Origin of the sequence: Sandarakinorhabdus sp., assembly GCF_032115815.1 — a bacterium.
Lineage (GTDB): Bacteria > Pseudomonadota > Alphaproteobacteria > Sphingomonadales > Sphingomonadaceae > Sandarakinorhabdus.
The window spans coordinates 1-8,385 of record NZ_JAUMBI010000140.1; the positions used below are offsets into that span (position 1 = coordinate 1).

The 8,385-nt window shown below is 65.5% G+C and carries 8 protein-coding genes and 1 pseudogene; 6 read left to right on the forward strand and 3 right to left on the reverse strand.

The genetic code is table 11. The features are described from left to right. The 6 genes and pseudogenes from sucA to RT662_RS08225 all read left to right on the forward strand — a co-directional run. A pseudogene (gene sucA, locus RT662_RS08200) lies at positions 1–510 on the forward strand (2-oxoglutarate dehydrogenase E1 component); the annotation flags it as partial. A 13-nt stretch (positions 511–523) separates the two neighbouring features. After that, the gene (gene odhB / locus RT662_RS08205) at positions 524–1,774 is read left to right on the forward strand and encodes a 2-oxoglutarate dehydrogenase complex dihydrolipoyllysine-residue succinyltransferase (RefSeq protein WP_313670222.1); all 1,251 of its coding nucleotides are present in this window, start codon (positions 524–526) and stop codon (positions 1,772–1,774) included. Positions 1,775–1,791: 17 nt separating this feature from the next. Continuing rightward, positions 1,792–3,189 carry a dihydrolipoyl dehydrogenase gene (gene lpdA / locus RT662_RS08210; protein ID WP_313670223.1) on the forward strand — a complete coding sequence of 466 codons (1,398 nt, stop codon included), beginning with the start codon at positions 1,792–1,794 and terminating at the stop codon, positions 3,187–3,189. 80 nt (positions 3,190–3,269) lie between these two features. Continuing rightward, positions 3,270–4,283, forward strand: a complete 1,014-nt coding sequence (locus tag RT662_RS08215; RefSeq protein ID WP_313670224.1) for an alpha/beta fold hydrolase — start codon at positions 3,270–3,272, stop codon at positions 4,281–4,283. Between the two features lie 42 nt (positions 4,284–4,325). Then, positions 4,326–4,979, forward strand: coding sequence for a PepSY domain-containing protein (locus tag RT662_RS08220; protein WP_313670225.1), 654 nt, complete (start codon positions 4,326–4,328; stop codon positions 4,977–4,979). Next, the gene (locus RT662_RS08225) at positions 4,979–5,611 is read left to right on the forward strand and encodes a trimeric intracellular cation channel family protein (RefSeq protein ID WP_313670226.1); all 633 of its coding nucleotides are present in this window, start codon (positions 4,979–4,981) and stop codon (positions 5,609–5,611) included. Before RT662_RS08220 ends, RT662_RS08225 begins: the two co-directional genes overlap by 1 nt. Here the strand turns inward: RT662_RS08225 and sppA are convergent. The 3 genes from sppA to RT662_RS16220 all read right to left on the reverse strand — a co-directional run. Continuing rightward, positions 5,596–7,488 carry a signal peptide peptidase SppA gene (gene sppA / locus RT662_RS08230; protein WP_313670227.1) on the reverse strand — a complete coding sequence of 631 codons (1,893 nt, stop codon included), beginning with the start codon at positions 7,486–7,488 and terminating at the stop codon, positions 5,596–5,598. The two genes, RT662_RS08225 and sppA, sit on opposite strands and share 16 nt — an antisense overlap. A 98-nt stretch (positions 7,489–7,586) precedes the next feature. Then, positions 7,587–8,288, reverse strand: coding sequence for a DUF3011 domain-containing protein (locus RT662_RS08235; protein WP_313670228.1), 702 nt, complete (start codon positions 8,286–8,288; stop codon positions 7,587–7,589). 23 nt (positions 8,289–8,311) lie between these two features. Continuing rightward, the coding region (locus RT662_RS16220; protein WP_409530148.1) for a DUF3011 domain-containing protein at positions 8,312–8,385 on the reverse strand (74 nt) is incomplete at its 5' end.

An 8,385-nucleotide genomic window follows, 5' to 3' on the forward strand; every position in this document is an offset into this window, starting at 1 on the left:
AAGTCGCTGCTGCGCCACAAGCGGGCGGTGTCGACGCTGGCGGAAATGGGCCCGGCGACGACCTTCCACCGCTGCCTGGATGATCTGGCGCCGTGTGATCCCAAGAAGATCCGCCGCCTCGTGCTGTGCACCGGCAAGGTTTATTACGACCTGCTCGATGCCCGCGAGAAGGAGAGCCGCGACGACGTTTATCTGCTCCGCGTGGAGCAGCTCTATCCGTTCCCGGGTGACGTTGTTGCTGAATATGCAGCGAAATTCCCGAATCTGGAAACCGTGGTCTGGGCCCAGGAAGAACCGCAGAATGGCGGCGCCTGGAGCTTCGCCAATTCGCTGATCGAGCAGGCGACCGGCATGCGGCCGCTTTATGCCGGGCGTGCCCCGGCCGCGGCCACGGCGACCGGCCTGCTGAAGCGCCACAATGCCGAACAGGCCAAGCTTGTGGCCGAAGCCCTTGGCGCGACGACGACTGAAGTGAAGGCCGCGATCCGCGGCGGCCTCAAGAAAAAGTAAGAAAGACAAGACCATGGCAACCAATGTCATCGTGCCCGCCCTGGGCGAATCCATCACCGAAGCCAGCGTTGGCCAGTGGCTGAAACAGCCCGGCGAGGCGGTGGCGGTCGACGAGGCCATTGTGGCGCTGGAAACCGATAAGGTGGCGGTGGAAGTGCCGTCGCCGGTGGCCGGCGTGATGGGCGAGCAATACTTCCAGACCGGCGACACGGTCACGGTGGGTGCGCTTATCGCCCAGATCGTGGAAGGCGGGGTGCCGGCCGCTGCCGTACCGGTGCCGGCTGCTGCCGTTCCAGTGCCGGCGGCTGCCGCCCCGGTGCCGCCTGCTGCCGCGCCGGCTCCGGCCGCGGAAACGCCGGCCTATGACGCCATCAGCCCTGCCGTTCGCGTGCTGATCGACACCTACAACCTCGATCCTGCCAGCATGGCCGGCACCGGCAAGGATGGCCGGTTGACCAAGGGCGACGTGCTCGCCGCGATCGAAGCCGGCACCGCCCGCCTGAAATCCGCTGCCACGCCGGCGCCCGCTGCGGTCGCGGCGGCCGCCGCTGCCGCCCCGGCCGAGCGCCGTGAAGAGCGGGTGAAGATGACCCGCCTGCGCCAGACCATCGCGCGCCGGCTGAAGGAAGCCCAGAACAGCGCCGCCATGCTGACCACGTTCAACGACGTGGACATGACCGCCGTTATCGAAGCCCGCGCCAAGTACAAGGACATGTTCGAAAAGAAGCACGGCATCCGCCTTGGCTTCATGTCGTTCTTTGCCAAGGCCGTGGTGCTGGCGCTGAAGGACGTGCCTTCGGTGGGCGCCGCCATCGAGGGCGACGAGATCATCTACAAGGATTATGCCGATCTGGGCGTCGCGGTGTCGTCACCCGGCGGGCTGGTCGTGCCGATCCTGCGCAACGCCCAGGCCAAGGGCTTTGCCCAGATCGAGAAGGACATCGCCGATTTCGGTGACCGCGCCCGCAAGGGCACGCTCAAGATCGATGAGCTGCAAGGCGGCAACTTCACCATCTCCAACGGCGGCGTGTTCGGCTCCTTGCTGTCCACCCCCATCCTCAACCCACCGCAATCCGGCGTGCTCGGCCTGCACCGGGTGGAGGATCGCCCGGTGGTGAAGAACGGCCAGATCGTGATCCGCCCGATGATGTATCTGGCGCTGTCCTACGATCACCGTCTCATCGATGGCCGCGAAGCCGTCACCTTCCTGGTGCGCGTCAAGGAAGCCATTGAAGATCCGGCGCGTTTGCTGATCGACCTGTAACAAGAAAGGCCCACCCCATGGCCAACCCTGAATTTGATGTCGTCATCATTGGCGGCGGCCCCGGCGGCTATGTCGGCGCCATCCGTGCGGCCCAGCATGGCCTGAAGGTCGCCTGCGTGGAAAAGCGCGCGGCGCTCGGTGGTACCTGCCTCAACGTTGGCTGCATTCCGTCCAAGGCGCTGCTCAACGGCAGCCATCTTTATGAGGAACTGGCCGGCGGCCACCTCGCCAAGTTCGGCGTGAAGGCCGACAATGTCTCCTTCGATCTTTCCGCCCTGCTGGGCGAGAAGGACAAGGCGGTATCAGAGCTGACCGGCGGCATCGCGATGCTGTTCAAGAAGAACAAGGTGGAGTGGATCAAGGGCGAAGCCAGCTTCATCGACGCCAAGAGCGTGAAGGTGGGTGACCGCACCATCACCGCGAAGAATTTCGTCATCGCCACTGGTTCCGAAGTCGCACTGTTGCCCGGCATGACGCCGGATGGGGAGGTGATCGTTACCTCCACCGAAGCGCTGAACCTGCCGAAGGTGCCCGAGCATCTGGTGGTGATTGGCGGCGGCTATATCGGCCTGGAAATGGGCAGCGTCTGGCGCCGCCTGGGCGCCAAGGTGACCGTGGTGGAATATGCCCCGCGCATCGTGCCAGCGATGGATATCGAAGTTGCCAATGCCTTCGCCAAGATCCTCACCAAGCAGGGCCTGGTGCTGAAGACCGCCACCAAGGTGGTGAGCGTCGAACGGACCGGCGCTGGCGCTACGGTGACCGTGGAGCCGGCCGCTGGCGGGCCTGCTGAAACCATCACCGCCGATGTCGTGCTGCTTTCGATTGGCCGCCGGCCCAACACCGATGGCCTGAACCTGGCTGCCACGGGCCTCACGCTCGATGCCAAGGGCCGCATTCCGATCGGCCATGATTTCGCCACCAAGGTGCCCGGCATCTGGGCCATCGGCGACGTGGTGGAAGGCCCGATGCTGGCCCACAAGGCCGAAGACGAAGGCCTGGCCTGTGCGGACAATATCGCTGGCCTGGCCGGTTATGTGAACCATGATGTGATCCCGGCCGTGGTCTATACCCACCCGGAAGTCGGCACCGTGGGCAAGACGGAAGAGGAATTGAAGGCCGCGGGCATCGCCTACAAGGTTGGCAAGTTCCTGTTTGCCGCCAACAGCAGAGCCAAGACCAACCGCGACACCGACGGCTTCGTGAAGGTGCTGGCGGATGCCAAGACTGATCGCGTGCTGGGCGTACACATCATCGGCTCTATGGCGGGCACGATGATCGCGCAGGCCGCGCAGGCGATGGAATTTGGCGCGTCGAGCGAAGATATCGCGCTGACCTGTCATGCGCATCCGACACATTCGGAGGCGCTGAAGGAAGCGGCGATGGCGGTGACGGGCAAGCCGATCCACATGTAGCGCAGCGCGGGCTTAAGAAGGCCCGTTCGCTTGCTCGTTCAGTACAGCCGTGGCACGTTCCCCGTCGGGGGAACGGGCTCATGGCAGATCACGCGATTTTCGAAGCCGGCGATGTCGTGCTGCAATCGGGCGTGGTGCTGCCCGATACACGGGTAGCCTATCGCACCCACGGCCAGCTGAACGCCGCGCGCGACAATGCCATCCTTTATCCGACACATTACATGGGCACGCACGACAGCAATGCCTGGGCGATCGCGCCCGGCATGGCGCTGGACCCGGAGAAATATTTCATCATCATCCCCAACATGCTGGGCAACGGTGTCTCGTCTTCGCCCAGCAACACGCCGGCGCCGTTTGACGGCCCGCGGTTTCCGCTGGTGACGGTGCGGGACAATGTGTTGCTGCAGCATCGGTTGGTGACGGAGGTTTTTGGCCTTACCACGCTGGCACTGGTTACCGGCCATTCGATGGGGGCGCTGCAAAGCTTTCAGTGGGGCGCGCTGTTTCCCGACATGGTGCAGCGGATCGCGCCCTTCTGCGGTGCGGCGCGGGTTTCGCGGCACAATTGGCTGTTCCTGGAAGGCTGCAAATCCGCCCTTATGGCCGATGCCGCGTTTGCGGGCGGGGATTATGCGGCACCCCCTGTCACCGGCATCCGCGCCTTTGCGCGGGTTTATGCAGGCTGGGCGTGGTCGCAGACATTCTTCCGGCAGCAACTGGATCGGGAACGGCTTGGCCTGCCAAGCATGGAGGATTTTCTCAAATTTGCCTGGGAACCGTTTTTTCAGGCGCATGATGCCAACAATCTGCTGGCCATGCTCGCCACGTGGCAGGCAGGCGAAATCAGCGCCGATCCGCGCTTTGACGGTGACTTCGAACTGGCCCTGGCCGCCATCACGGCCAAGGCCTTCGTCATGCCGTGCCGCAGCGATCTCTATTTTCCACCCGAAGACAGCGAAATCGAAGTTGCGCACATGCCCCACGCGGAACTGCGCGTCATCCCGTCGGTGTGGGGGCATATGGCTGGCGGCGGCATGAACCCCGAAGACATGATGTTCATCAACGCAGGCCTGGCGGAACTGTTGGCGCACTAGCGGAGGGGTGACGGGCCGCGCCGGCCCCGCTACAGCGCGGTGATGCTGTCTCCCCGCGCCACCCGCACCGTTCGCTGGCTCCATCTGTGGAGCGGCGTGATCATTGGTATCCAGATCATCCTGTGGGTGGCTTCGGGCCTGGTGATGGTGGTGCGTCCACTCGACGAGGTGCGCGGGACGACGCTGCGGCGGGAGGCGCCAGCCTTGAGCGTGCCGGCCGGGTTGCCGGCATTGCAGGGCGTGGAAAAGCTGGAACTGGGACAATTGCTCGGCAAGCCGGTGTGGAAACTGACCGACGGGCAGGGCAAGCGGCTGCTCGACGCCTCCACCGGTCAACCAATTGCCATCACCGCCGCGCAGGCCGAAGCCATTGCGCGGGCGGGAACCACGCTTTCCGGCCCGGCGACGGTGAGCGCCATCACCCCGGCCAATCCGGCCAGCGACTGGCGGGAGACAGCGGGATATCGGGTGGAGTTCGCCGATGATGTGCGCGTCTATGTCAACAGCCAAGGCGATATCGGCGCGGTGCGCACGCCGTGGTGGCGGTTTTACGATCTGTTCTGGGGCCTGCATATACTGGACTGGCAGGACCGCGAGAACACCCATGGCCCCGTGATCATCATTGCGACGCTGCTGGCGTTGGGCGTGGTGCTCACCGGTGCGCTACTGACCGTGCGGCATTTCTGGCGGCGGTGATGGCCATCGCCGCACCGCCCATTCCGCTGGAGCCATTGCTGGCCGTGCTCGACATGGCGGGCGTGGCGGTGTTTGCCGTTTCGGGCGCGTTGGCGGCGGCGCGGATCAAGCAGACGATCGTGACCTTCGCCTTTTTCGCGGCCATCACCGGCATCGGCGGTGGCACGCTGCGCGATCTGTTGATCGGGGCGCCGGTGTTCTGGGTGGGGCGATCGGATTATCTGGGCATCTGCCTGGTGGCGGCTGCTGCCGTGTGGCTGTTCAAGGCCGATCGCTGGCGGATGAACGCGCTGCTGTGGTTCGATGCGCTGGGGCTGGGCGCCTATAGCGTGCTGGGCGCGGCCAAGGCGCTCAGCTTGGGGGTGCCGCCGCTGCCTTCAGTGGTGATGGGCGTGCTCACCGCCAGTTTCGGCGGCATCGTGCGCGATCTGCTGGCGGGGGAGCCTTCGATCCTGTTGCGGCGGGAAATCTATGTGTCAGCCGCGGCGCTGGGGGCGGGAACCTATGTGGGTCTCACGCTGCTGGGTTTGTCGCTATGGCCGGCAGCGGTGATCGGGGCCGCCGCCGGCTTCGGATTGCGCGGGGTTGCCATCGCCACCGGGCTGGCGCTGCCGGGTTACCGCGACGACTGAACCAGCCGGGCGGTGAGGGCTTCCGTCTGCCGGGCAGCAGCCGGGCGCGGGGAGCCGGCCATGCCGCATTCGATGCACAGCACCTGCATGGTGGCGCCCTTGCCGGCCGCCAGCCAGCCCAGATCATGGGCGGCGGTGAGCAGGCGCAGGCGCGAGGCCTGCACAAGGCGGGCCCACGGATCACGGGCCGTATTGGCCTGTTCCTCGGTTTCGGTGCTGCCAAAGCTTTCCAGCGCGCGCTGCCAAGCCGGCACCGGCTTTTCGATATCGACCACGCGGATATCGCCTTTCAGGCCGGCCTTGGCGGCAGCGGCGGCGACAGCGGCATCGAGGCCGCCGAACTTGTCCACCAGCTTCAGTTCCTTGGCCTGGGTGCCGGCCCACACGCGGCCTTGCGCGATGCGGTGCACTTCGGCCATCGGCAGCTTGCGGGCGGTGGCGACGAGGGTGAGGAAGCGGCGATAGGTGTTTTCAACGCCCATCTGCAGCACCTGGGAAACCTGCGGGGACAGGCCGGCAACCACATCGGGTTCGCCGCTGTAAGGCGTGGTCTTTACGCCATCGCTGGTGATGCCCAGCTCAGCCAGCGCGCGCGGGAAGCTGGGCAGGATGGCAAACACGCCGATCGAGCCGGTAATGGTGGAAGGCTGGGCGTAAATCTCGTCTGCTGCCGTGCCGACCCAGTAACCGCCGCTGGCCGCAACCGGGCCGAAGCTGGCGATGACGGGCAGGCCATCGGCCTTGGCGGCCAGCAGCGCCGCGCGGATTTCTTCCGATGCCGTGACGGAGCCGCCGCCGGAATCGACGCGCACCACCAGCGCCTTGATGTCGTCATTCTTTGCCAGCGCTTCTTCAAGCGCCTGGCGGATGGTGGCGCTGCCGGCGGTGCCGCGCGGGGCTTCGCCATCGACGATGTTGCCGGTGACATAGACGACGCCCACGGCATCGCCGCGCTCACCCAGCGGCTTGGCTGTGGCGGAGAGATAGGCATCGAGGGGGACGCCGGTGTAATGGCCCCAATCGCTGAGCTCATCCTCGCCGGCGAGTTCGATCATGGCGGCATCAAATTCGTCGCGGCTGCCGAGTTGATCGACGAGGCCAGCATCGAGCGCCGTCTTGGCGCTGTCTCCACCAAACTTGCCGAGGCGCTGCGGCAGCTGCGCGATATAGGCCGGCACATCGGCCTTGGGCCGCAGGCGTTTCGCATCGGCAAGCCAGCTGCCCCACAGGCTGCCGGCGAGCGCCTGATCGGCGGCCTTGGCTTCGGGGGAGGCGGCGGTGCGGGTGAAGGGCTCCACGAACGACTTGTAGGTGCCGACGCGGAAGACGTTGACATCAACCTGCAGCTTTTCGAGCGCCTTGGCAAAATAGAGCCGCGAGCCGCCCGGGCCGGTGATGATCACACCCCCCATCGGGTTGAGCCAGATCTTGCTGGCGGCGGCGGCCAGCAGCCAGCTGTCGTCGCTATAGGCCGTGGCCCAGGCGTGGACCGGCTTGCCGGATTTGCGGAAGCGGGTGAGCGCATCATCGACGGTGGCGATATTGGCCTGGCCGCCGCCCATGAAGCCATCCAGTTCCAGCACGATGGCCTTGATGCGATCATCCTTGGCGGCGTGATCGATGGCGTGCACCACATCGCGCACCTGGATTTCAGCAGCGACATTGCCGGCCGCGGCATCAAACGGGGAAGTTTCGGAGGCCTGATCAACCAGCGCGCCATCCATTGCCAGCACCAGCGCCGCGCCATTCGGTACGTTGGCAGGCTTGGCCGACGACAACAGGGCCGAAAGGCCGATGAAGAACAGCGCCAGCAGGCACAGAACGAGGAAATCCTTGATGCCGACAAGGATACGCCAGATGAGGCCAAGGGTTTTCAAGTTGCAACGCCTTCAGGGACCGGGGGACGTTGCAGCCATAGCAGCAGGCCCATAGCGGCGGCAACCGGCCGCTGCGCCGCACACCCGGTCACAGCTGATCAGGGATTGGTCGGTTCTGGCAGGAAATCCAGTTTCTGCACCGCCGTATCGGTGGCGCTGCATTCGGCCGGCGTGGCGTGCGTGTCGTTCGGCCAGGTGCCTTCCAGCGGCATGCGGAACTGCCAGCCATTGCCCTGCATGCGGTGCTGCACTTCGCCGGTGAGGCGCAGGCCGGTACCGCCGGTGGCGCCGATCTGGCGGGCGGCTTCATCGATGCACTGGCGGAAGGCGCGTTCGGCAGCGGGCGGCACCTGGTTCGGCCCGATGTTGATGGTGGCCGGTATCTTGTTGCCACCTTGGGCGGCGCTTTCCGCTTCCTTCTTCTTGCCCTTGGACAGCAGCAGCGCCAGCAGCCCGGCCGCAACCGCCGCTCCGGCAATCACCGCGCCAGTGGAGCCGCCACCGCGCCGGCCAACGTCGAATTCGGCGCGGCAGCCGTTGTTCACCCAGATCGCGTTGCGATCACTGCCCCAGTTGCGGCGTGAGCAATCCCCGGCCAGCACCCGCGACAGGCGCACCCCGTCGCGGGTGTTGGCGCTGCAACGGGCATAGCGATAATTCCAGCTTTCACAGCGGATGATCTGGCCGCCGCCATTATTGTTCCAACCCTGGTTGTTCCAATTGGATTGGGCCGCCACCGGCGTGATCACGGCCGTGGAAGCAAGGGCAAGAAAGGCAACAAGGCTCGTGGTGCGGCGCATGTGGTTTCCCCCGGAAAAGTACGTCAGTACAAGCTGAAGGTGGCGCGGCAGCCACCGTTGACCCAGATGCTGTTGCGATCCCAACCCCAGGTGCGGC

What these genes read in the sequence shown, in the direction of transcription:
- odhB (WP_313670222.1), top strand. Translation starts at nt 524, where the DNA reads ATGGCAACCAATGTCATCGTGCCCGCCCTGGGCGAATCCATCACCGAA.
- lpdA (WP_313670223.1), top strand. Translation starts at nt 1,792, where the DNA reads ATGGCCAACCCTGAATTTGATGTCGTCATCATTGGCGGCGGCCCCGGC.
- RT662_RS08215 (WP_313670224.1), top strand. Translation starts at nt 3,270, where the DNA reads ATGGCAGATCACGCGATTTTCGAAGCCGGCGATGTCGTGCTGCAATCG.
- RT662_RS08220 (WP_313670225.1), top strand. Translation starts at nt 4,326, where the DNA reads ATGCTGTCTCCCCGCGCCACCCGCACCGTTCGCTGGCTCCATCTGTGG.
- RT662_RS08225 (WP_313670226.1), top strand. Translation starts at nt 4,979, where the DNA reads ATGGCCATCGCCGCACCGCCCATTCCGCTGGAGCCATTGCTGGCCGTG.
- RT662_RS08235 (WP_313670228.1), bottom strand. Translation starts at nt 8,288, where the DNA reads ATGCGCCGCACCACGAGCCTTGTTGCCTTTCTTGCCCTTGCTTCCACG.